Below are 22,741 nucleotides of genomic sequence, written 5' to 3' on the forward strand. Positions count from 1 at the left end.
TGTGCATCCGTGTTCGACCTTAAAACCAACCCATCCACACACGCCAAAAATTTTGTTGGCATAACATCCCGCCTGCGATGCCAGCATAACATCTAATATAAATTTGTAAAGACGCTCACTTTGAATCGAGCATGACCATAACACAGTTAAATAATCGCTATAAAGTTATCCAAGTACTTGGTGCAGGTGGGTTTGGCGAAACATTTTTGGCAGAGGATACCCACATGCCTTCTCGGCGTCGCTGTGTGATCAAGCAACTCAAACCAGTGACAAACGACCCGCAAACCTACAAAATTATTCAACAACGGTTTGAACGGGAAGCAGCCACCTTAGAACTTTTAGGTGAAAGTAGTGATCAAATTCCCAAACTCTACGCTTATTTTTCCGAACATGGACAGTTTTATCTTGTTCAAGAATGGATTCAAGGTCAAACCCTAACAAATCTGGTCGAAACTCAAGGAGCAATCAGCGAAAATCAAGTTAGAGAAATTTTATTGAGTCTTTTATCAGTCTTAGACTATGTCCATAGTAAAGGCATTATTCACCGAGATATCAAGCCTGATAATATTATTCTTCGTGCAGTTAATAATCAACCTGTTCTGATTGATTTTGGTGCAGTTAAAGAAACGATACGTTCAATCATCGCTACACCAAATTATTTAACTCAATCTTTAGTCATTGGTACGCCTGGGTATATGCCCAGCGAACAAGCCGTAGGACGCCCGGTGTATGCTACTGACATCTATAGCTTGGGTTTGACAGCAATTTATCTGCTAACAGGCAAACCGCCACACGAGTTACCAACTAACCAACAAACAGGGGAAGTCATTTGGCAGGATTTTGTCCCTGGGGTATCACCAGAATTAGCAATGATCCTTAAACAAGCAACTCAGCCCCAAGCTAGCGATCGCTACTCGACTGCTAGGAAAATGTTACATGCTTTGCAATCTGCAAATACTCTTCCCCCGAAACCATCATACTCATCAACTCAATCAACTATCGCCCTGTCCCCTGCGGTCCCAAATACACAGCAAACCCAACCTTTAGCTTCTGCTCAAAAGTCTGCTTTTATCCCTGCGTCTACCACTTCTGACAATAATTGGCAAAAACCTGCTGTAATTTTTGGTAGTTTGGTTATGGGTGGTTTGATTGCTGGAATCGCGATCGCAAACATTACTCGCCAACCACAATTAGAAGCAACTATTGATACCAATACTCCCCTAGAAACTACAGAATCACCCATTGCTACAAATCCCACCTCTACACCATCATCTGTAGCTTCCACTACCAAACCTACCAATACACCTGTTGCTTCCCAACCTCCCTTAATACCTACCTCTCCACAGCAACCAGAAACTTCTCCTACTACACCTCCAGTTGTATCTGCACCGCAGCAACAACCACCAACACTTGCACCACCTCCAGAAGATTCTCAAACTGCGGTAGTCCCAACACCAGAACAGCCTGTCGAAGATCTTACTCCTGCTACACCTACACCACCCCCACAGCCGGAAAATCAACCAAAAGTTGCCACTGCTAACACCAGCAACCTTAGTGTTCCTGCTTATCCCACAGGTACTTCGGAAAATACAGTGAAATCAACACTGGGAAAACCCACAAAAGTTTCTCGAGGCTTATGGAACACCCGCGCTTATCTTTATCGCTTATACCCAAATCAGGTTGATCTTGGTTATTTATTTGACCGTAAAACTGGGGTATTACGGCAAACGGAGGTATCCTTTGCTCAATCTGTCCCACCCCAGGTAATGCAATCTACTTTGCAAGGAATGCTTGGAGGAAATGACTCTGGTGAAATTAATCAAGCCCTGCAACGAGTGCATCAGCGTCAAATTAACCAATACTCATTCAGTGTTGGTGGAGTCAAAGGTGTAATTCAACGCAACCAAGAGGATCAAATTTACATTGGTGTCTGGGATGCAGACTTACATTAAAAATAAGCCCGCTTGCGCGGGCTTAGTAGATTAATAATTTGATTGCAATAAGTAGAATAACAAAAACTAACCACAGAAGCGCAGAGAAGGCAAAGAAATAAGAGGTTTTCACCACATAAAAGCTTATTTGCTTAAGTCCTGCTAATGGTAGAATTTTCAACTTGCAGAATACATATTTTATTTCTTTTTCGGGAAGCTTTCCATTTGAAGAGGGTGAACCTCCACGAGGAGTTTAACAAACGCTTGTATAGGAGCATGGCAACGATCCTGAGTCGGGCAATCAAACCCCAAGCAGGCGATCGCTACAGTACTGCTAGCCAAATTTTATTATGATTTTGTCAATCCTGCGGATGCCAGAAAGTGTTAAACCTGTAAATTTTATTAGATTTAAAAAAGGAGCCTAACACAGGCTCCTTATTAATTCGGAATTCGCAATTAACATCAAGTTTGCATGAATTACTTATAATTCCCGTTTAACCTCATCCAGCCTCCGGTACTCCTCTCTTTGCCAAGGAGAGAGGTAGGGCGTGAGGTCTGTTATTATAAGTATTTAACCGAACTTGATATAACTTACAGATAATTCCGAATTCCAAATTTTCAATTCCGAATAGGAGTGACTACTTCACACTTGCCTTACCGCCGGCTTCTTCGATACGCTTCTTCGCATCTTCGGCAGCTTCCTTAGCAATAGCTTCCTTAATAGGCTTAGGCGCAGATTCTACCAAGTCTTTTGCCTCCTTTAGACCTAAACCGGTCAATTCGCGTACGACTTTGAGGATAGCAATCTTCTTATCAGCTGGAACATCTTCGAGAATCACGTCAAATTCGGTCTTCTCTTCTACGGGTTCAGCCGCCGCAGCAGCACCAGCACCGGGAGCAGCCATCATCATCATGCCACCAGCAGGTGCAGCAGCACTAACACCGAAAGCATCTTCAATTTGTTTAACCAACTCAGCAGCTTCCAGCAGAGTCAGGGATTTTAATTTTTCCAAAATTTCATCAGTTGCAGCAGACATTGATATAACTCCTGTAATTTACATTTGTTGGTGGTTGGTGGTTGGTGGTTGGTGGTTGGTGGTTGGTTGTTAGTTTGAGTAAATAACAAACAACAAAATTGATTTTTTATTTGTAGTTGGTGGTTGTTGGGTATTAGTTATTGGTTTTTCAAACAACTAATAACAAACAACAAACAACAAACAAACAACTAACAACTAACCACTAACTTCTTCGCCGCCTTTTTCTTTATCGGCATAGGCCTGCAAAGCACGAGCCAGCGAACTGGGAACCTCGTTGATACCAACGGCAACTTTGGTAGCCAAGGCGTTGATTGCTCCGGCAATTTGTGCCATGAGTTGCTCTTTGGATGGCAAATCACCTAACGCCTTAACATCCGGCTCTTTCAGCAGGCGACCTTCCATAACGCCGCCGCGTAATTCTGTCTTTTTGGTGGCTTTTTGGAAATCTTGGTAAGCTTTGATTGCAGCCGAGAAATCCTCTTGAACCAACAAAAAGGCAGAAGAACCTTTGAGCAATTCCGACAAAGGTTGCCATTTTTCATCATTTTGAATGGCAATGCCCATCAGAGTATTTTTTGTTACCTTGCATGTTGCTCCTGCTGGACGCAGCCGTCGACGCAGGTCTGTAATTTCGGCAACTGTTAGCCCTTGATAATCAATTACCAGTGCTAATTGTGACTTACTCAAAGATTCTTTGAGTTCAGCAACAATCTCTTTTTTGTTTTCTATGGTTCTACCCATACTTGTTTCACCTCCTTTAAGGGTTTTGTTGTTGGTTATTCAAAACAACAAACAACTACCAACACTCACCGAAAACAATAAACCCCAGGCTCATAGCCGGGGTTTTGGTTGAAAGGTAGATTTGCAACTACCCTTCTCCTGATGCCAGAACTACCACACCAAAGAAGGGTAGAAATTCAAGCAATCTGGATGCAAACCTCGGCAGGGTATTAAGCCAACGGCACCTGCTGTCTCCGGCTTTGCTATTTAATTTTGTTGCTAATCATTGGTCATGTAGTCATTAGCAAATGACAAAAGACAAATAACCAATGACTAACTTTATGCTGCTTCTGTTTTCAGGTCGCGTAAAGCGTTGATATCGACTTTAATCGATGGGCCCATAGTGGCAGACACGTACATTGTGCGCCAATAACGACCTTTTGCTCCGGAAGGGCGGTTGCGGTCAATTGTTTCTTGTAAGGCTTTTAAGTTTACCAGTAAATCTTCTGGTGAGAATGATGCCTTACCAAACATAACATGGACGATACCTGTACGATCAGCACGGAACTCTAATTTACCTGCTTTGAATTCTGCGATCGCACTTGCTAGGTCAAATGTTACTGTACCACCTTTGGGTGAAGGCATCAAACCACGTGGGCCGAGTAATTTACCAAGCTTCGCTACCTGTGGCATAACATCAGGTGTGGCGATGAGCTTGTCAAAGTCCATCATTCCTTTTTGAATTTCGTCTATCAGGTCTTCTGAACCGACGATATCAGCACCTGCGTTGGTTGCTTCTGTGACTTTTTCACCTCTAGCAATGACTGCCACTCGTACTTCTTGTCCTGTACCTTTAGGCAGTACAACCGTTGTCCGCAATTGTTGATCTGTATACTTCGGATCAATTCCCAAGCGAATATGTGCTTCTGCTGCTTCGGGAAATTTTGCTGTTGCTGTCTCTTTTAAAAGACTTAAAGCATCTAAGGGAGCATACTCCCTATCTTCTACTTTTTCCAACAGCGCCTGTAAACGACGCGATACTCTTTTGGTCATTTTTCTCTCCTGGGGTCATTAGCGAGGTAAGTTCTCTCCCCCGATAAAGTTTTTTGGTTGTTTGTTGTTTTTTCCTAACAACTACCAACTATCAACAACGAACAAATAACTAATCAGTCACTGTCACGCCCATGTTTTTGGCAGTGCCTGCAATAATCTTCATCGCTGCTTCAATATCATTAGCGTTGAGGTCAGGCATTTTTGTTTGGGCTATCTGCCGCAGCTGCTCTTTTGTGATTGAACCTACTTTCTTTTTGTTGGGTTCGCTAGAGCCTTTATCAATTTTTGCTGCTTTGGTAATCAATACCGATGCGGGTGGAGTCTTAAGTACAAAAGTAAAACTGCGGTCTTCATATACCGAAATTTCTACTGGTATCACCATTCCAGCTTGGTCTGCTGTTTTGGCATTGTACTCTTTGCAGAACATCATAATATTAACGCCATGCTGACCCAAGGCGGGCCCAACTGGCGGTGCTGGGTTGGCTTTTCCAGCATTCAGGGCCAATTTAATGACCGCTACTACTTTTTTCGCCATTTGTGATTAGCTCTGTTTTTGAACCTGATTAAATTCCAATTCTACTGGTGTATCACGTCCAAATATCGACAGCAAGGCTTTGAGTTTACTCCGTTCTGGGCTAACCTCTATGACCTCACCTTCAAAATCTTTAAACGGACCAGTAAGCACGACTATCTTATCACCAGTAGCCATGTCAATTTTGACAATTGGCTCTTGTTCTGTGGTCTGTTTGAAGATTCTTTCTACTTCTGTTTGACTCAGTGGCATCGGTTTAACGTGACCGCGACCTTTGCCACTACCACGTCTTTGCTCTGCTCCCACAAAGTTAATTACATGGGAGGTATTTCGCACCACTTGCCAGGTATCATCATCCATGATCATTCTTACCAGCACATAACCAGGGAATACTTTTTCCTCGGTGTGCTGACGGCTGCCATCCTTACGGATTTTCACTGCTGGCGTGTGTGGAATCTCCACCCGGAGAATTTTGTCAGCTACATCAAAGGTTTGGATGCGCTGTTCTAGGTTTGTTTTAACACGCTTTTCACAGCCAGAGGCTACTTGTACTGCATACCAGCGGGCTTCTTGCTCTCTTACCGCAGGTTCTGAGCTCTCATCTGACTGCAAAGCCAAATTGTGACCTTCGTCTGTTGCAGAAGTCATCCGAATACCTGTTGTGCTGCCCAAGTAAAGAATTTATCGACCAAAAAAATTAAAGATGCGGAGAGTGACACCATTAACAACACAGCTGCTGATTCACTCACCAGCTGCTTTCGACTGGGCCAAACTACTTTTTCAAATTCTTCTTTAATTCCTTGAAAGAAGTTTCCTAAGCTAAAACCATTGCTGGTTTCTTCCATTTCTGCTTCATTTTTCTTGGCCACGGTCGCTTGCTCCCCCATTGCCTGATAGCTATTAACTGGTAATTTTCTATTTATAACTGTAGCTCTGGCTCAAACTAAGACTGCTTGAGGCTAGAGGCTACAAGTATAGGTTTAATTATACCCAAAATCAAATACTAACACCGCTATCATTATAGCGATCGCATTTGTTTTCGGTTTGCTTGTTCTCAGTTACAGCGCGCCCTGGAGGACTTGAACCCCCGACATCAGGTTTTGGAGACCTGCGTTCTACCAACTGAACTAAGAGCGCATGTGCTATCTTTGATTCAGCTATTGCGTTTTGCTTTTATCTAGTTTAACGCAATTTGGCATTTTTGGTTAACTTTTTTAGTCGGGGGACAAATCAGCGGCTGATGCCGCTTGATGATTGAGTTTTCTCCCATATCTTACTGATCTATCACAAAGGGCGGTCAAAGCGTTGCTTAATCCGAGTAGCCTTGCCAACACGATTGCGTAGATAGTAAAGCTTCGCACGCCGTACCTTACCACGACGTATGACTTTAATGTTGTCAATTCGAGGAGAATGAATTAGGAAAACCCGCTCCACGCCTACACCTTGAAATACACGACGGACTGTAATGGTTTCATTAATGCCGCCGTTGCGTTTAGCGATGACAACTCCTTCATAGGGTTGTACGCGGTATTTGTCTCCTTCTTTAATTTTGACTCCGACTTTAACGGTGTCACCGACATATATATCGGGCACATTAGATTTCAGCTGTTCCGCTTCGATGGAGCGGATAATCTCTTGAGCGTTCATAGTCAATCAAAAACTCACAATCATCCATAATAAATCTACTATCGCTTTTGAGTCTAGTAAATTTTCACCAAGCCCTTCGGGCAGGGAATAGACAACAGGCAATAGTGTATGAATACGGTGTAAGGGTATGAGAGTGTAAGAGGAAATTAAGAGTTTTCTGAAAATTCATAATTTTTTAAATACCCCTGAATTTTTACCCATACCCTCACACCCTTATATATGGCAACAATCCAAAATCTAAAATTCTGTTAGCGGATGACGTTTCCGGGAGTTGTGTCGTCAAATAGAAAGATGTATTTGAAGATGGCCTTGCCACAGGTGTGAGTGTTATGAAATTTAGTGTGGTCATCACGACCTACAACCGCTTAAACTTGCTTAAAAGAGCAATAGACTCTGCTTTAAACCAGACCATTGCTACTGAAGTAGTGGTAGCTGACGATTGTTCTTGTGATGGTACGCAAGAGTATGTAAATAGCTTAATAGAAAAGCTGTCACTCAGTGGAGACTCACGACTTATATACCATCGCAACCAGGTAAATTCTGGTCATTCGGCAACTGTCAATGCTGGGATTAGTAAAGCTAGCGGTGAATGGATTAAGTTTTTGGATGATGACGACTACTTAGCCGTTAATTGTCTCGAAGAAATGGCAAGGGCGATCGCACTCCAACCTCAAGCAGTGATTTGTTCCTGTATTGCCGCTCAAGTGGATGAAAATGAAGTTGAGTACGATCGCACTCCTCAAGTAGGGCCTGGTTTAGCTTTTTATGTCCCGCAAGCTGATATTCATTACGGCATGTTGCTGGAACTTCTACCTTTTGGTACACCTGTACAAGTAGCTTGCCGTCGTGATGCTTTTGTGCAAACAGGAGGTTGGGATTCTAAATTGGATGCTAATTGTGATGATATTGATTCTTGGATTCACATTGCCAAATTTGGAGATGCGATTTTTCTCAATCAATGTCTTGCTTACCGCACCATCTGGCCCGGTGCTTATAACCACAAATTTTCTCCATCTCAGCGCTTGAATGCAAATATTTTAATCAAGGAAAAGCTTTATGCTTTAGTTGATGAAATGCATCATTCTCATATCCCCGCTCTTGCGGATATTAAAAATTATTTGAAATTACATTGGTTTATAGTAGCTCTTAAGCAAAAAAACTTTCATAGTATCATCAATATCATCTTTCCTTCTGTCTTGTCTTGGAAAGCTTGGCAACTTTTGTTGAATGCCATCATAGCACGTCATTTTCATTATCAAAATAGTCATGTTCGTAAAGTTGTACTGATTGATTTATGATTATTGGCAATATGGTAAATATTTTTTGCGAGAGGACTGTGTAGTAGTTCATGGTTTGTTTTCAATGAATCATATTAAATAATTAATAGTAAAAATTAAGAAATAATACCAATTTGAACAAGGAGTATGACAGATAGAGTTACAGAATATATACCCGGAATAAGTTTCCCAATTTCAAATCCGAAATTGTATTAGTTGTTTTTCAACCTACCTACTTACATCAAAATATTGATGATTAATTTATGCGAATTATACATATATTAAACGAGGTTCAAGAAATTGGTAACGGTATTGTCAATGTAGCTGTGGATCTAGCTTGTCTGCAAGCAAAAGATGGTCATAAGGTGGCAGTAATATCTGGTGGTGGAAGTTACGAAACTTTACTAGCAAATTATGGTGTTAAGCACTATCAATTAGATCAAACACGCAAACCAATTAATCTCATCAAAGCCGCTATTGGATATCAGGCAATTGTCAAAGAATTTCAGCCAGATATTGTCCATGCCCATATGATGACGGGAGTAATATTAGCAGCTTTTCTGAGAAACAAAGGTAAAAGTAAGTATAGTTTAGTTTCTACCGTACACAACGAATTTCAACGCAGCAGTATATTTATGGGGCTAGCTGACCGAGTAATTGCTGTCAGTAAAGCAGTTGCTGATGCTATGACACGACGTGGTATTTCTCAAGAAAAATTGTGGGTGGTATGTAATGGCACTTTGGGAAGCCCCCGCAACCGACCCCTCAAAGAGTATGAACCTTTACCTTTACAACATCCAGCGATCGCTACTGTGGCAGGGATGTATCATCGTAAAGGTATAGCTGAGTTAATTGCAGCTTTTGAGCAAGTAGCCTCAGATTTTCCCCAAGCACATTTATACATAGTCGGAAACGGGCCTGATCGCCATGAGTTTGAGGAACAAGCAAGCAAAACAGCTGTCAGTTCACGCATCCATTTTGAAGGCTTTCAACCAGAACCTCAACGTTATCTACTAGCTTGTGATATATTTGTCCTTGCTTCTCACCGTGATCCTTGCCCCCTAGTAATTTCCGAAGCCCGCGAAGCTAGTTGTGCAATTGTAGCTACAGAAGTAGATGGCATTCCCGAAGCATTGGATTACGGGGAAGCTGGTATTTTAGTGCCAGCAAAAAATCCGAATACTTTAGCAGCAGCTTTGGTCAAACTGCTGAGAAACCCAGATACACTCCACCAGTGGAAGGTAAAGGCAAATCAAAACCTAGAACGGTTAAACGTTTACCGTGTTCATCAAGAAACACTAGCAGTATATCAAGGGATAGTTTAGTGGTTAGTGGTTATTGGTAAACTACCTATCTACTAACTACTAACTACTGTACAAACGTGCCATGGGTCACGTCTGGTACAACAACCAACAACTAACCATTAACAATTATTTTTTCAAAGGAGCTGATGCATTAAGTTTGTAACTAGCGATAATTTGGTTAACTGTTGGTAATAGTTCTTTATATTGCTCACTAGGTACGATATAAGAGTCAATGGAAATTTTGTCACCTTGGGATTTAATAAAGCTATTAGCTGTGAGTGATCCGGAAGCATTTCCACTTTTAGCTGTATAACTCCAAGTAATCCTCACACTGCCATCGTTTTGTCTAACAGGCTGATCCATTCTAAAATCAGGTTCTGACTCAAATTTGTTGATAAACCGCTTCAAAATATCGGTTAATTCTTCCTGATTTGGAGTATTTTCAGTGTTGAAAACATTGACTTGAATCAAACCATTTTCAGTTGGATCAAGCCAATAGATAATTACTTCGTTGGCATTACTGTTATCCCTACGATTCCAGCCTTGGGGAACATCGATAGAGAACAAACCAGTATCATGGGTATAGGTTTGTAGGTTGCCAATTACGACTGGGCGGAAGTTACCAGTTGTAGTTCCTGAGGGTGAAAAAGTTGGGGATGGAGTAGGGCTGAGCTGAGTCGGAGTTGCTACTGGTGTGTCAGAGTCTTCTTGTTCGGAAATACTAGCACCAATAAAAGCCAATGCTACAATCAACACCCCTAAAGCCCCAAGGCAAGAATAAAGAATGATGGCTGCTTTTGTCCAAGCTCGTTGATGGGCTTTAAAGTCTTCAATACTACGCCATTGCCGACTTCTCCAAGCCCATGTGTTACCTTTGGCACCCAAGATAAAAGGCATAGGTATACCTACGTAAGGAACCCAAGATAACAGTCCAATCCACACTTGATTGGTGATACTCCACAATGGAGACATCAAGAATGCTCCCCAGTTCCAACCCTGAATTTCCGGAGGTACGGGAACATTGGTATTAAATGTGCCACCTCCACCCAGCCAAGCAGAATTTGTGGTTGCAGCAGGTGAGACGTATTGTTGAGGATTGTAACTTCCACCTGACCAGTTTGGGTTAGAACCCAGGGGAGCAACAACGGGCTGGATGTGTTGGGGGGGTTGTCCACCTGGGTTGATAACTGTGGGTGGTGGGGAGTATCCACCAGGGTTTGGTGATGCAGGTGTATTGTATTGGGGAGAAGGTTCTGTGGGTGCAACGTAATTATTAACCGCAGGAGACTGTAAAGCATCAATCATGTCTTTGGCGGTAGGATAGCGATCGCCTGGATGATATGCGATCGCTTTATCTAGTACCATCCGCAGACTAGGACTGACATTCATGGCATACTGATGCCACATGATCTCTCCAGTTCTGGAATCTGTCTGCAATTCCTGCGGCATTCTCCCAGTCAACAAATAAATCATTGTGATTGCTAAACTGTAGAGATCACTGCTGTAAACAGGCCTACCAGCTGCCTGTTCTGGAGGCATAAATCCTGGTGTACCGATGACAATCGAACTAGTAGGATTACCTTGAGAGTTGACGATTGTACCCATTGATTCCCGTACGGCCCCAAAGTCAATCAGTACCGGTATATTATCTGCATCCCGCAAAATTATGTTGTCTGGTTTAATATCCCGATGGATGATGTGTCTGCTGTGTACGAAGTTGAGAACGTACAACAAACTCTTGAGTATTTCTCGCACAGCACTCTCACTCATGACTCCTTCAGTGTGTACCTTTTCAGTGAGAGTCTTACCTTCTATATATTCTTGAACTAAATAAAACTGACCTTGTTCAGCAAAATACGCATACAAATTGGGAATGCGGTTGTTGCTGTTTCCCAAATCCTCCAAAATAGCCGCTTCCCGCTGGAACCTGTCTTGTACCATTTTATATATCTGCGGATTCTCTGTCACAGGCTTCAGCTGCTTAATCACACAACGACGACCCGAAGGCAAATGTGTATCTTCTGTTAGAAAAGTTTTGCCGAAACCACCTTCTCCTAAAACTTTCACAATCTTGTAACGATTGTTAATAATAGTTTGTAACATTATAATACACAACCTCTATGTTATCTTAATTACTTGATACCAGATGTATCTAGTACAATACGGCGCAAATAACTAGAATTTTAAGATACAGAAAAAGCTTACGTGATAAGTTTTTTACTTTTCGCCTCCTGTCTGTTGGCTGCTTGTGCTAGTTATCTAGTACTTAAAACAATCAATGGAGCAGAGATTACGGAAACTCACTATCAGGAATTTATCTTTGATTGAGTGAATTTACAAGGTAGATACCTGAGTCAACTCAGTTCACAAAAAATTTATGAATTTCTTTACCTTCCCATTGTTGTTTTTTTTGATGGTTTAATAGTAAACAATTATTAGTTATTTTTTGATGACAAATAATCAATGATTTTAGCTGTTTAAAATCTGCTTTTAAACTGTTTGATATACTTTTATAATTATCTTAATGTTTAAAAACTTACTATATTTTTTGCGCCTTTTGTGTAAAGAATTAATATTTTATGTGTATTAATAATTACTATTGGCTGGGTAGGGGATTAGCCTGATGAGTAATGCATTTTTACGTATGGTTGCTGGTAGTCAAGAGTATTCCTACTCGCTGCTAACTACTGGTGAGATGGTACTAGGACGTGACCCCAATAGTTGTCAAATTGTCTTAGATTCCAATGTTTATAGCATGGTTTCACGGCGTCATGCGGTCATTCGCCCATCTCAAACACCAGATGGTAGAACTAGCTTTTTAGTTTGCGATCTCAATAGTGCTAATGGAACTTATTTAAATGGACAGATTTTGCAGGGATGTCAAGAACTACAAAATGGCGATCGCATTACTCTTGGCAATAATGGCCCAGAATTCTTTTTCGAGTATCAGTATCAGTACAACCCCCAACCTGTTGGGATACCACAGCCAGCGCCCGCAACAAATTATGCAGCATTCAACTATTCCGCACCCTCACCTAGTACAAATGACGATACTAGCCTGTCGCAACTAATACCACTTTTCTCAACGCCTAAAGATTTAACTCGCAAAGCCTACTTAGTACCAGGGATCATCACTGTTATCTTCGTAGTACTACTGTTTTTTGTCCAAGGTTATTTATATCAAATATTACTAGGAGCCTACCTAGCTGGCGCGACCTTATATTTTATCTACCAGTTATGTGGCAAACCGAAACCTTGGTGGGTGCTAATTGTTTCAACCATAATCACAGTGGTAGTTTTGGCTAGCCCCATACTTGATATTTTCATCATTGTGTTTCGCGGCATTCTACCAGGAAGCATACCTGAAGATCCCACTAGCCTCAGTTTTCCCGAATTATTTATTCGCTTCTTTTTCGGTGCTGGGTTGCTAGAAGAATTACTCAAAGCCTTACCCATCATCATATTTTATTTAATTGGCAAATCGCTAGCATCCCCGAAACGGGAACGTATTGGTGTTTGGGAACCTTTGGATGGAATTTTGCTAGGTTCAGCTTCCGCAGTGGGTTTTACTTTGTTTGAAACTTTAGGTCAATACGTGCCTGGTAGAATTGCAGAAGTGGCGCAAGAGATGGGAACAGAAGCAGCTTTGGGAGCGGGGTTGCAATTGCTGATTCCGCGAATCTTAGGCGAAGTTGCAGGACATATGGCTTGGAGTGGCTGGTTTGGATATTGTATTGGTTTGGGTATCCTCAAACCGCGTCTAGCTTCGCGAATTCTCCCCATAGGGTACTTAAGTGCTTCTGGGTTGCATGGTTTATGGAACAGCAGCGCAGGTTTGGCGGGTTCGTTGGGAGTTTTTGTTTTAGGGTTGTTGGTAGTGGTTGGGGGAATATCTTATGCTTTGTTGGCGACAGCAATTATCAAAGCACGGGCTTTGTCGCCGACACGTGAGCAGAATTTCGCCACTCGCTTTTTTAAGTAATGACCCAAGATACATTAGTGGTTCGTTTTTTCACTCTTCATAACATAATTAATGCGATGAACAGGGTTCAAGGTGTCGCCACTTACATCCAAGCAAATAAATTACTTGCCTCTCGCAATTTTTGCAAATTTGTATAACTGAAACTATTCCCACACTGTTTTCAAATCTAAAACAAATCCAGGCAAAATATCTTCTCCTGATAAACTAGCAGGAAGCTGCAATATTTCTGTTTCTTTTCCTGGTCGATAAATTTCGACGCGGCCAGTTTTTCTATCAATTAACCAACCAAGTTTTACCCCTGCATTGATATATTCTTGCATTTTCTTTTGTGTTTCTTGCAAGCTATCAGTGGGGGACAATAACTCTAAAACAAAATCAGGAGCAATGGGAGGAAATTTTTCCTTTTGTTCTGATGTCAGTGCATCCCATCTATCTTTTTTGATCCAAGCAACATCGGGGGAGCGATCTGCACCGTTGGGCAATTTAAAACAAGTTGAAGAATCAAATACTTCACCCAATTTAGTTTTTTCGTTCCAAAAAACAAATTGAGCAGTCAATCTAGCATTGTGTCTCCCAGTTTCTCCCCCAGTAGGTGACATTATAATGATTTCTCCCAAAGCATTACGCTCAAATTTAACATCAGGATTATCCCGACACAATTGATAAAATTGGTCGTCGGTTAATTTGATGATGTTGTTGAGGTTAAATGTAATAGCAGTCATAATGCTTTGGTATGAGCAACACAGCTAATTTTAGTTTAGAATTTCCTCAACGTTGCCAACCGCATAATCACAGAGTTTATCCATTTCCAACTCAAAACCTCATGCAGTAGGGTATAGAAACAAGGAATGATAAACAACGTCAATAGTGTTGCTAAGGACAACCCTGCAAACACCACAATACCCAAAGGTTGCAAAAATTCTGAACCTTCGCCAATTCCCAATGCTAAAGGGAACATACCTAAAACCGTGGTAATGGTAGTCATTAATATTGGGCGTAGACGTTGGGGAGCAGCTTGTAAAATCGCTGTTTTACGGTCAATGCTTTGCTGTTCCCGAATTTGATTTGCTAGTTCCACCATGATGATGGCGTTGTTAACAACGATACCTACTAGCAAGACTGCACCGACAATCACTGTTGCGCCAATCGCTGTTTTGGTAATGTAAAGTCCGAAAATACCCCCTGCTAATGCCAAAGGAATTGTAAACATAATTACCAAAGGGTCGATCAGGGAATTGTATTGCACAGCCATAACTACGAAGACAAGAAAAGCGGCTAATCCTCCCAACAACCATAGAGAGTTTTGTAACTGCTGATTAGCTTCTGCTGTCGAACTAGGCAGGACAGTCACACCTTGAGGTAATTTTAAGTTATTCAAGACCTCATTCACTTGGGCTTGGGCATCACTGAGATTTGCGCCTTCGCTCAAGTTACCAGCAATAATGAAAACCTGACGCTGGTTAATTCGTTGGATCTCTCCGGGGGCTTGAGCATCGACAATTTCTGCAACATCGCTAAGACGGACTTGGCGATTATTTTCTACAAATAAAGGTAATCTTGCCAGTTGGGAAGGCGATCGCACAGATTCTTCATTTAACTGCACCCGCACATCTACAAGTCGATTGCTGCGTTGTAGCTGTGTTGGTACACTACCTTCAATGGCAGTCGCAATTGTGTCACCAATCTCTCTAGCGGTTAATCCTACGGCTGCAACTCTTTGCCAATCTGGACGAATTTGCAATTCTGGTTGACGTGCATCAGCATCGGGGCGGAACCTGGCTAAAGTAACTTTTTCTTCTAGGGTTGCTAGTAATTGCTGTCCGGCTTTTTGTAAGGTGTCTGCGTCATTTCCTTGCAGAACTATGTCAACCTCTGCACCCCTGACTGGAGAATTGGTAAGAATTAAACCCCGTACTTGTCCAGGAGCAACGCGCAAACGCACACCTGCTAAATTTAGTTTGTTAAATTCTTGGGTGACTCGTTCAACATAAGCTTCCACATCAGAGCCAGGTTTGAGGGTAATGGTGCTAGAACTCCGTAGGGGATTTTCGCTAGTATTGCTACCAAATAAGCCACCTCCAATTGTGGAAAATACGTATTCAGTTTCCGGCTGATTCTGGAGAATTTCATCAACCGCAGCCATGACTTTTTGGTTATTTTCTAAAGGTGTACCGGGAGGAAACTGAGCAAATAAACTTGCTTGTCCGGTATTGATCCGGGGTAAAATTTCTTGGGGAATTTGTGGTGCTACCCATAAACTGCCACCACCTAATAAGGCGATCGCGATCGCTACTGTCAGCAAGCGAAATCGCAAAATTTTACTTAAAAAAGCACCGTAATTTCTGGTTGCACCATCAAAACGGCGATTAAACTCCCGCAGGAACCAAAAATTACTTAAACCACTGGAAATAGGCCATGCTAACATCCGCGAAGCTAGCATCGGCACTACAGTTACCGCAATTAAGATGGAAGCAGCAACAGCAAAGCTAATAGTCAGAATTAATTCATTGAATAGCAGCGAAATAAAGCCGCCTATCAGCAAAAACGGTAACACTGACACTAAGTTGGTGCTAGTAGAAGCTAGCAAAGCGGATTCTACCTGTTGGCTACTTTGTTCTGCTTGTTGAATCAGTTGCCATGAACTGAGGCGAGTTCTGGTATCTTTACCAGGAGTCATACCCGCACCTTCGGCAATATTCTCCAACATAACGATGGAGTTATCGACTACGATACCTACGCCCAACGCCAAACCACCCAAGCTGAAAAGATTTAAAGATAGCCCAAACAATCCCATCAAAATGATCGCAGCTAAGGTTGCCAAGGGAATCGCAACTACAATAATTAGAGTTTGCCGCACTGAACCCAGAAATAACAAAACTGCGATCGCGGCTAGTGCTGCTCCGATTAAACCAGAAGTGGCAACGTTGGAAATAGAATTACGGATAAATCGTGATTCATCCAAGGTAGGTGTAAGAACTGCTCCCTCTGGAATGACACCAGATTTTCGCAATTGCTCGATCCGCTTTTTGACTTTATCCACAACGTCTATAGTATTAGCATCCGGTTGCTTTTGAATGCTGACTTTTACTGCTGGTTGTCTGTTAAGTAAAACCGAAAGGCGTTGGTTTTCTGTACCATCAATGACTTGAGCAAAGTCACGTAGGTAGACGCGGCGCCTAGGAATAGAAGTGGAGGAAGTAGGGGGAGAAGAAGAGACTTCAAAAGAAAGATTGCTGATTTCATCCGCACTCTGGAAGCGTCCGACGGTACGGGTGAGAGGTTCGGAATTTTGCCCAAAAATTCGACCGCCAGAAATGTCTTGGTTACGGTTGGTAAGTTCGTCGAGTACATCTGTTAAACCAACACCAAGGGCTTGCAAGCGATCCAAATCAATATTTACTCTGACTTCTTCTTGTACTCCCCCCGAGACATCTACCCCTGCGACACCAGATACAACACTGAGTTCACGAGCTAGTTCTTCTTCAGCAAATACACGTAAATCAACACCTTCTAATGAGGGCGAAGTTAAGGCTAATTCATAAATCGGGGATTGGGAGGGGTCAAATTTGAAGATACGCGGTTCTTCAATTGTGTCTGGTAAGCCACTTCTCGCTCTGTTAAATGCAGCTGTAGCATCGTTGAGGGCTTGGTCAATATTACCCCCTGGTTGAAAGAACAGATCCACATTTACCTGTCCTTCACGGGTTTGAGAAAAAATTTGTACCACACCCTCAGTAGCCGCAAAAGCTTGTTCCAGTGGTCTGGTGATTTCATCAATCGCTACCTCTGGCGAAATTCCGGGGGCTTGTACCCGTACACCGATGCGGGGATAGGTAATTGATGGCAGTAAATCTACTGGTAGGTTTGTAATATAAAATATGCCCATTACTATGACTGCAAGGGTCAGCATCAGTGTACCTATGTGTTGGCGAATCGAGAGGGCGCTGATACTCAATCCCCCAGTTTTTTTTGTTGCCTGCATTTTTTTATATTCAGGTAGACAATAGTATTTTTCGTTGTGGTTGTTAGTGGTTAGTTGTTGTAGAGACGTGCCATGGCACTTCTTTATAGTAGTTAGTGGTTAAAACCCACTACTAACTACTAACAGTCTTGATGCTTATACTTATTTCCCCGTCGTAGTAGCTTCTGATTTTTCCGAAAGTATTGAAAGACGTACAGCATCACCTTCTTTGAGAGGCTTACCACTGCGTACCACATACTCTTCACCGGGTTGTAAGCCAGAAATGATTTCTACATTGCCGTCATTACTTTTGCCTAATTTTACAGGTCTAGTTGCAACTGTTGTTTTACCTTGCTCTCGCTTCACCACAAACACTTTACTCTGATCACTTTCTGTTTTCGAGTTTGGATTTTGGTTATTCCCCCCTTCTGTTTGGATAGCAGTTAGAGGTACTACTACACGTTCTTGTCCCTGTTCGGCAAAATTGACTCTTGCCAATAGTCCACTACCGATTTTTGCCCCATTATTGGGAATCACTATTTCCACTGGTACTAAACCTAAACGAACTGTGCTGTCAGCTGCGGGGGAGATACGTGCTACATTGCCAACGTATGTATTATTAGGAAAGGCATCTAAGCGTACTTGTACTGATTGTCCCACCTGAATATTTGCCAGTTCTAATTCGGAAACTTCGACTCTAACTTTGACACGGCTAAAATCACCGATTTTTAGAACTTCATTACCTGGTTGCAAAAGATTTCCGGGTTCTGTGACCTTTTCTAAGACAGCCCCAGCAATCGGGGATGTCAACTTGGCATAGGAAAGGCGTTCTTTAGCTTCTGCTACCAAGGCTTGTTGAGCAGTTAATCTACCTTTAGCAGCAGCAACAGCTTCTTGTTCTGTGCGTACTTGCTCCTGTGCGGCGCGCAATGCTTGCACCGCAGTTTGGGCGTTAGTGCGTGCTTGTTGGGCTGCTTGTTGAGCGATCGCTCCTTGTTTGAAGAGTTTATCTTGTCTTTCGGCATCGGCAAGGGCTTGTGCTACTTCTAATCGCGTCCGTTCTACCTCAACACGCGCATTACTCACTTGAGCATTCGCCCTTGCTACTTCTGATTTGAGTGCTGCTAGTTCTGCTTCGGCTTGATTTAAAGCTGTTCGCAGGAGCGTGTCATCTACCTGTCCCACGATTTGACCTTGTGATACTACATCCCCCACATCTACGTTCAAAGCCAAAAGCTGTCCTTGGATTTGCGAGCGCAAAGATACGGTGCGGAAAGGTTCTGTATTGCCTGTAAGCTGTAATGATTGTTGCAAACCATCTTTGCGAGCGATCGCCACATCTACAGGTGTTGCACCATCTGCTTGTCCAGATACACCACGACGATCTTGCTGAGCCTCTGCTGATTCTTTGGGAAGTGATCCGCAACCCCCCATCAACAATCCCATACCTAGCCAAGAAACCAGCAACAATAAAGATGAATTCGGCAATAAGGGGGAATTTTTAAATAATATACGCAGCTTATTTCCGTCGCAAATCATTATATTTGGCTCCTACTGGCACAGCTTTTGCCTAATACCGTTTATAAAAAAATAGTCTCAATAGATAACGTGAATATCACTGAGGTTGTATGAACAAGGGAAAACATGCCGAAAAGAAAAGTGTAAGTTTTATTAGTTTTGCCAAAATTTATGTATATTAAATTACTTTTTTCCAAATAAGCATATCAAAGAAGATACTAATCGTCCAAAATCAGAAAGACTTAGCCTGATCTGATACAATTATTAACACAGTATAAATATTTGTGTATTAACTTGTCTCTACTTAAAGGTATAAGACTGAAAACTGACGAAAATAATCCTATTTATAGTTAGTTTTTAGCCTATATATGTATTGACTAGAATGATTGTTTATTAGGCTGTAACAAAATATTCTTTAATTATCAGAGATCATCTTTAAAGAGCCAATATGGTATCACTCCTTGTAGTTTTTATCTCTATCTTAAAAACTACACCTAGTAAGTACATGAGGAAAAAGTCATGTATACACCCGTGACTTAAGTCATGTTTTGACTATGACAAAGTGGAAAGGACATAAGGGAATTGTCAGAAGCATAAGTTTTAGTCGATATGGAAGACTTCTTGTTGCAACTGGGGATGATTCTATTTAGTGGGTTACAGAAAAAGTCAGCAGAGAGACGATTTTTAAGATTTTGGCAAAAAAAAGGATGAATGTTGAGATCACAAAGAGCTTTGAAAAAGATTTGAACAAAATTAGAGATGAAACTTTCCTGCAAAGCATACAAGCCGTAATTGAATAAGTGGAAAACGCAGAAAATCTGGGAGAAGTTAACAATATCAAAAAACTTAGGCTGATGGTGATTATTATCGTATTACAATTAGTGACTACAGAATTGGGTTAACAATCTCTGATAGTGCAATTGTTTTTGTTCGAGTATTGCAAAGAAAAGATATTTACAGATATTTTCCTTAATAACAGTTTAGAAGCTAAATGTGTTGAAGGGATAGCGATCGCATTTTACTTGTTTTGGAGGAGAAAGTGCGATCACGTTTATTGGGTATATTAGGATGATGCGATCGCGTTTACAATATCGCAGTTTTGACATTTTGTTGATAGGTTCATTAAGTTGTGCGATCGCATTCTTCAACCCTGCTCTTGCTTAAGTATTCATATATTTTTTGGAAATAGATATTTTTTCTAGAGTTGTAGCAAGCATATCAATAACCTTCAGCAATTTAGATTATATTAAAAAAAGTAAATAATTTGAAAAACAGGACACACATTATGTATGTCCTTATATAACCAACTTAAATTAACTTGGCGCGAGGAAAACTGCCAGTGACATCACCATCACAAATTTTACAAACAACCGACGAATCTCTACTTGCGGAATTTTTCCAAGCGTCTGTGGGTCAATGGCGCTCAGAACGTCGCTATTACACTCTGCCAGAGGGAGAAACCAAAGAAATGGTGAGTGTAATTACTATCAGTTTTTTGGAGCAGGGATGCGAAAAATTACGTAAGCTTGCTCAAATGCACAGTTTGCCTGATACAGTGAATTTAACCTGTGGTGCTGAAGTCATCTGGGAAAGCACCAATTCGATTTCAAACAAGAAGGAATCAAAGGGAACAACTTTATTTGGGGCTTTAGGAAACACAATATATCGCGATCGCGGTTTTGCCACAGCTAAACCAGTTACAGCCCAGTATTACTTTCCCAACCCCACAACACTATGTTTGCGAACTGAATACAATAATTCAGTATTTGAAGAAGAATTAAAGCTAGTCGGCAGCAAATACCGTACACGCCAATCTATAATTTCCCGTGCAGGTGAGCAGTTGATGATTGGTCAATATCTAGAAAAGCGGATTTAGTCAGTAGCTAGAGATGAGCAGAAATAAGGTTAGAGTTTCCACCCCTTCTGCCCTCTGCTTTTTAATAATGATTCCCTGACTTACGGTGATGCACAGCAGTGACACCATCACTAAGTACTTTGCCATTATCTATAGTCGCGTACACAAGCCAGTGGTCACCTGCTTCCATCCGAGTTTGCACGGTACATTCTAGGTAAGCTAAGGCATCTGTCAAGATAGGATTGCCGTTCTCCGCTTCTGTAGTAGCAACACCAGTAAAACGATCTTGTGCTGGCCCAAAGGGTTTAAGGAAGTGTTTCATTAACCCTATGTGATTCCCTTCTTTGAGAATATTGAGAACGAATTGATTACCGGAGTGTGTCAACGGTTCAATAGCCCGATCTTTGGCAACAGCAACAGTGAAACCAGGAGGATTAAAGCTAGCCTGAGATACCCAAGAAGCTAACATTGCGCTAGATATATCCCCCCGCTTAGCTGTAATCACGCATAGAGAACCAACAATCCGCCCTACAGCTTGTTCGACATTACTAGCAGGTTGACTGGGAGTACGAACTTTTTTGGTTTTTTTCAGTGCTTGGGCGAAGTCTGTTCCAGCTTCTTCACAAGTTTGCAAAGTGACATCGTTGGGTTTGAATTTGACTCGGATAGGTTCAAAGCCAAATTGATAACCAGCATCTTTGAGTTTGCCTTCAATTAAATCGATGGCTTCGCCACTCCAACCGTAGGAACCAAACACACCCGCAAGTTTATTTTTGGCAGCAGTGGAAAGTACAATACCCAAAGCAGTCTGGACTGGTGTGGGTGCATGTCCACCAAGAGTAGGGGAACCAATGATAAATCCTGCCGCTTTCTCGACGGCTGCTTGAATTTCGCTGGGTTCGGCGAATTCGCAGTTAATGGATTCAACGCTGACACCTGCTTTAGTAATACCGTGGGCGATCGCTTGGGCTAAGGTTGCGGTATTTCCGTAAGCTGAAGCATAAATTAATGCCACGGTAGTATCTTGAGATGTCTGCTGCCGACTCCACTCCCGATAGGCTTTTGTTAAATCAATTAAGCCATAACGCACCAACGGCCCATGATTGGGTGCGTACATCCTCACTGGCAAATCAGCAAGTTTTTCCAATGAAGTTTCGATCTGACGGGCATGAGGAGCCATTAGACACTCAAAATAATAGCGTCTGTCTTCGAGAAAAATTTGCCAGCCTTCATCAAATACCTGATCGCCGCAGATATGCGCTCCAAATAGCTTGTCTGTGTATAAAATTTCCGTTTGTGGATCGTAGGTGCAGAGTTGGTCGGGGTAGCGGGGGTTAGGTGTGGGGATAAATTGCAGGTGATGACCTTTGCCTAAATCGAGGGTTTCTTCCCCACGTTTCACCAAAATGGGCAAATCTGGATTTTCCAATGCCCCCCGCAAATTGATTGCTCCTGGATTAGAACAAACGAAAGTTATCTGTGGGGCACGTTCTAACAACACTTTTAAAGTAGCAGCACGGTTAGGGTTAACGTGACCGAGAATCACATAATCTACTTGTTTTAAATCCAACCGTTTTTGCAAAGCATCTAAGTAAATTTCCGTAAATGTTTCGCCTGGTGGATCTATCAGGGCAATTTTATCCCCTTGAATCAAATAGGAATTTGCAGTTGTACCCTTGGCGAGGGCGTATTCAATTTCAAATCTCAGACGAGTCCAACTGCGCGATCGCAATATTGTTGTATCTGTTGCAATGGGGAGAATTTGAACGTCACGGGGTTTTGTGGATGTCATGGTTTTTTAGGGATAGGGAAGTGGAGAGAGTAGGGGGAGTAGGGGAGGTGGGGGGAGTGTGAGGAGTGAGGGGAGTGGGGGGAGTAGGGGAGGTGGGGGGAGTGTGAGGAGTGAGGGGAGTGGGGGGAGTAG

Annotated in this window: 18 protein-coding genes, 1 tRNA gene and 1 other annotated feature; of the genes, 5 read left to right on the plus strand and 14 right to left on the minus strand. The window is 42.1% G+C overall.

What is annotated here, in order from left to right; translation table 11 throughout:
* Positions 1 to 131: 131 nt before the first annotated feature.
* Positions 132 to 1,952, plus strand: coding sequence for a serine/threonine-protein kinase (locus tag UYK_RS0103120; RefSeq protein ID WP_016870891.1), 1,821 nt, complete (start codon positions 132 to 134; stop codon positions 1,950 to 1,952).
* Positions 1,953 to 2,569: 617 nt separating this feature from the next.
* Here the strand turns inward: UYK_RS0103120 and rplL are convergent.
* The 8 genes from rplL to rplS form a co-directional block, all read right to left on the minus strand.
* The gene (gene rplL, locus UYK_RS0103125) at positions 2,570 to 2,968 is read right to left on the minus strand and encodes a 50S ribosomal protein L7/L12 (RefSeq protein WP_009457690.1); all 399 of its coding nucleotides are present in this window, start codon (positions 2,966 to 2,968) and stop codon (positions 2,570 to 2,572) included.
* A gap of 195 nt (positions 2,969 to 3,163) precedes the next feature.
* Positions 3,164 to 3,709 carry a 50S ribosomal protein L10 gene (gene rplJ / locus UYK_RS0103130; protein ID WP_009457689.1) on the minus strand — a complete coding sequence of 182 codons (546 nt, stop codon included), beginning with the start codon at positions 3,707 to 3,709 and terminating at the stop codon, positions 3,164 to 3,166.
* Positions 3,710 to 3,776: 67 nt separating this feature from the next.
* Positions 3,777 to 3,964, minus strand: a sequence feature (ribosomal protein L10 leader region).
* Positions 3,965 to 4,027: 63 nt separating this feature from the next.
* A complete protein-coding gene (gene rplA / locus UYK_RS0103140) occupies positions 4,028 to 4,741 on the minus strand; it encodes a 50S ribosomal protein L1 (RefSeq protein WP_009457688.1) in 714 nt (237 codons plus the stop codon).
* A gap of 109 nt (positions 4,742 to 4,850) precedes the next feature.
* Positions 4,851 to 5,276 carry a 50S ribosomal protein L11 gene (rplK, locus tag UYK_RS0103145; RefSeq protein WP_009457687.1) on the minus strand — a complete coding sequence of 142 codons (426 nt, stop codon included), beginning with the start codon at positions 5,274 to 5,276 and terminating at the stop codon, positions 4,851 to 4,853.
* Between the two features lie 6 nt (positions 5,277 to 5,282).
* A complete protein-coding gene (gene nusG, locus UYK_RS0103150; protein ID WP_009457686.1) occupies positions 5,283 to 5,921 on the minus strand; it encodes a transcription termination/antitermination protein NusG in 639 nt (212 codons plus the stop codon).
* A complete protein-coding gene (gene secE, locus UYK_RS0103155) occupies positions 5,918 to 6,142 on the minus strand; it encodes a preprotein translocase subunit SecE (protein ID WP_026086164.1) in 225 nt (74 codons plus the stop codon). The genes nusG and secE overlap by 4 nt, the downstream gene beginning before the upstream one ends.
* A 195-nt stretch (positions 6,143 to 6,337) precedes the next feature.
* Positions 6,338 to 6,410, minus strand: a tRNA-Trp gene (locus UYK_RS0103160).
* Between the two features lie 147 nt (positions 6,411 to 6,557).
* Entirely contained in the window at positions 6,558 to 6,920 is a 363-nt protein-coding gene (rplS, locus tag UYK_RS0103165) for a 50S ribosomal protein L19 (RefSeq protein WP_009457682.1), read from the minus strand.
* Between the two features lie 329 nt (positions 6,921 to 7,249).
* Between rplS and UYK_RS0103170 the strand changes: the two genes are divergently transcribed.
* Positions 7,250 to 8,218: a glycosyltransferase family 2 protein gene (locus UYK_RS0103170; protein ID WP_009457681.1), complete on the plus strand. Its 969-nt coding sequence runs from the start codon at positions 7,250 to 7,252 to the stop codon at positions 8,216 to 8,218.
* Positions 8,219 to 8,460: 242 nt separating this feature from the next.
* Entirely contained in the window at positions 8,461 to 9,522 is a 1,062-nt protein-coding gene (locus UYK_RS0103175) for a glycosyltransferase family 4 protein (protein ID WP_009457680.1), read from the plus strand.
* Between the two features lie 105 nt (positions 9,523 to 9,627).
* On the opposite strand, the gene UYK_RS0103180 is transcribed toward UYK_RS0103175, so the two are convergent.
* Positions 9,628 to 11,604: a protein kinase domain-containing protein gene (locus tag UYK_RS0103180; protein ID WP_009457679.1), complete on the minus strand. Its 1,977-nt coding sequence runs from the start codon at positions 11,602 to 11,604 to the stop codon at positions 9,628 to 9,630.
* Positions 11,605 to 12,124: 520 nt separating this feature from the next.
* On the opposite strand from UYK_RS0103180, the gene UYK_RS0103185 reads away from it, so the two are divergent.
* Positions 12,125 to 13,483, plus strand: a complete 1,359-nt coding sequence (locus UYK_RS0103185; RefSeq protein ID WP_009457677.1) for a PrsW family glutamic-type intramembrane protease — start codon at positions 12,125 to 12,127, stop codon at positions 13,481 to 13,483.
* 143 nt (positions 13,484 to 13,626) lie between these two features.
* Here the strand turns inward: UYK_RS0103185 and UYK_RS0103195 are convergent, their stop codons facing one another.
* The 4 genes from UYK_RS0103195 to UYK_RS27490 all read right to left on the minus strand — a co-directional run bounded on the left by UYK_RS0103195 (position 13,627) and on the right by UYK_RS27490 (position 20,068).
* Complete coding sequence (locus UYK_RS0103195; RefSeq protein ID WP_009457668.1) at positions 13,627 to 14,205, minus strand: Uma2 family endonuclease; 579 nt, start codon at positions 14,203 to 14,205, stop codon at positions 13,627 to 13,629.
* 35 nt (positions 14,206 to 14,240) lie between these two features.
* Positions 14,241 to 17,465: an efflux RND transporter permease subunit gene (locus tag UYK_RS0103200; protein ID WP_016870892.1), complete on the minus strand. Its 3,225-nt coding sequence runs from the start codon at positions 17,463 to 17,465 to the stop codon at positions 14,241 to 14,243.
* A gap of 141 nt (positions 17,466 to 17,606) precedes the next feature.
* Complete coding sequence (locus tag UYK_RS0103205) at positions 17,607 to 18,983, minus strand: efflux RND transporter periplasmic adaptor subunit (RefSeq protein WP_009457666.1); 1,377 nt, start codon at positions 18,981 to 18,983, stop codon at positions 17,607 to 17,609.
* Positions 18,984 to 19,942: 959 nt separating this feature from the next.
* Positions 19,943 to 20,068, minus strand: coding sequence for a hypothetical protein (locus UYK_RS27490; protein WP_257998879.1), 126 nt, complete (start codon positions 20,066 to 20,068; stop codon positions 19,943 to 19,945).
* Positions 20,069 to 20,301: 233 nt separating this feature from the next.
* Between UYK_RS27490 and UYK_RS0103220 the strand changes: the two genes are divergently transcribed.
* On the plus strand, positions 20,302 to 20,838 hold the full coding sequence (locus UYK_RS0103220; protein WP_009457665.1) for a phycobiliprotein lyase: 537 nt from the start codon (positions 20,302 to 20,304) through the stop codon (positions 20,836 to 20,838).
* Between the two features lie 61 nt (positions 20,839 to 20,899).
* Here UYK_RS0103220 and UYK_RS0103225 read toward each other — a convergent pair whose 3' ends face one another.
* A complete protein-coding gene (locus UYK_RS0103225; protein ID WP_009457664.1) occupies positions 20,900 to 22,609 on the minus strand; it encodes a diflavin flavoprotein in 1,710 nt (569 codons plus the stop codon).
* Between the last annotated feature and the right edge of the window lie 132 nt (positions 22,610 to 22,741).

Origin of the sequence: Fischerella thermalis PCC 7521, assembly GCF_000317225.1 — a bacterium.
Classification (GTDB): Bacteria; Cyanobacteriota; Cyanobacteriia; order Cyanobacteriales; family Nostocaceae; genus Fischerella; species Fischerella thermalis.

What these genes read in the sequence shown, in the direction of transcription:
- UYK_RS27490 (WP_257998879.1), bottom strand. Translation starts at nt 20,068, where the DNA reads ATGTCAAAACTGCGATATTGTAAACGCGATCGCATCATCCTAATATAC.
- UYK_RS0103120 (WP_016870891.1), top strand. Translation starts at nt 132, where the DNA reads ATGACCATAACACAGTTAAATAATCGCTATAAAGTTATCCAAGTACTT.
- UYK_RS0103175 (WP_009457680.1), top strand. Translation starts at nt 8,461, where the DNA reads ATGCGAATTATACATATATTAAACGAGGTTCAAGAAATTGGTAACGGT.
- rplS (WP_009457682.1), bottom strand. Translation starts at nt 6,920, where the DNA reads ATGAACGCTCAAGAGATTATCCGCTCCATCGAAGCGGAACAGCTGAAA.
- rplA (WP_009457688.1), bottom strand. Translation starts at nt 4,741, where the DNA reads ATGACCAAAAGAGTATCGCGTCGTTTACAGGCGCTGTTGGAAAAAGTA.
- UYK_RS0103225 (WP_009457664.1), bottom strand. Translation starts at nt 22,609, where the DNA reads ATGACATCCACAAAACCCCGTGACGTTCAAATTCTCCCCATTGCAACA.
- rplL (WP_009457690.1), bottom strand. Translation starts at nt 2,968, where the DNA reads ATGTCTGCTGCAACTGATGAAATTTTGGAAAAATTAAAATCCCTGACT.
- nusG (WP_009457686.1), bottom strand. Translation starts at nt 5,921, where the DNA reads ATGACTTCTGCAACAGACGAAGGTCACAATTTGGCTTTGCAGTCAGAT.
- UYK_RS0103205 (WP_009457666.1), bottom strand. Translation starts at nt 18,983, where the DNA reads ATGATTTGCGACGGAAATAAGCTGCGTATATTATTTAAAAATTCCCCC.
- UYK_RS0103200 (WP_016870892.1), bottom strand. Translation starts at nt 17,465, where the DNA reads ATGCAGGCAACAAAAAAAACTGGGGGATTGAGTATCAGCGCCCTCTCG.
- UYK_RS0103185 (WP_009457677.1), top strand. Translation starts at nt 12,125, where the DNA reads ATGAGTAATGCATTTTTACGTATGGTTGCTGGTAGTCAAGAGTATTCC.
- UYK_RS0103180 (WP_009457679.1), bottom strand. Translation starts at nt 11,604, where the DNA reads ATGTTACAAACTATTATTAACAATCGTTACAAGATTGTGAAAGTTTTA.
- rplJ (WP_009457689.1), bottom strand. Translation starts at nt 3,709, where the DNA reads ATGGGTAGAACCATAGAAAACAAAAAAGAGATTGTTGCTGAACTCAAA.
- UYK_RS0103170 (WP_009457681.1), top strand. Translation starts at nt 7,250, where the DNA reads ATGAAATTTAGTGTGGTCATCACGACCTACAACCGCTTAAACTTGCTT.
- UYK_RS0103195 (WP_009457668.1), bottom strand. Translation starts at nt 14,205, where the DNA reads ATGACTGCTATTACATTTAACCTCAACAACATCATCAAATTAACCGAC.
- rplK (WP_009457687.1), bottom strand. Translation starts at nt 5,276, where the DNA reads ATGGCGAAAAAAGTAGTAGCGGTCATTAAATTGGCCCTGAATGCTGGA.